This is a genomic window from Vibrio sp. VP6, from assembly GCF_028823755.1.
GTDB classification, from domain to species: Bacteria; Pseudomonadota; Gammaproteobacteria; order Enterobacterales; family Vibrionaceae; genus Vibrio; species Vibrio parahaemolyticus.
Genome location: NZ_JAPEID010000206.1, coordinates 1 through 518 on the forward strand (window position 1 = coordinate 1; position 518 = coordinate 518).

The 518-nt window shown below is 49.4% G+C and carries 1 protein-coding gene; it reads left to right on the forward strand.

Features of this window, described 5'->3' with window-relative positions:
* The coding region (locus OU793_RS24900) for an outer membrane beta-barrel protein (RefSeq protein ID WP_274647947.1) at window positions 1-518 on the forward strand (518 nt) is incomplete at both ends.

The following is a 518-nucleotide window of genomic DNA, read 5'->3' on the forward strand; positions in this document are numbered from 1 at the left end:
TGCCACTGGGGGACTGGTTCTTGGTGTGAACATTACTCCTTACTTGGCTCTTGAAACCGATTACAGCTATTTAGGGCAAATGCCAACCGCTAACGGGGATAAGACGGTAGACGCTTGGTCTAATTACTTACTCACCCGCTACGCACTTTCAGACAACGCTGGGTTGTACTTCAAACTCGGCATGTCTTTGAATGACGACAATTGGACACCAAGTGCGGGCACTGGGGTGAACTATCGACTGTCCCAAAATTGGCTTTTGGATGTGGGGTATCGTTGGATTGACGATATTCCTGATGTGGAAAGTGACTTGTATGAATTCACGGTGGGCGGGCGCTATCTCTTTGGTGTTGATGAGCCTGTGCCACTTCCACCTATCGCAAAATCAACCCTGCCGCCGGAACCCGAATTGAAAGAGGTGGTGGTATCGATAGATGCAGAAACCCTCTTTAAATTTGATAGTGACGAAGTGCAAGTCAACGAAGCATTGCTGCGCGCGGTTGACGACATCGGCACCACTC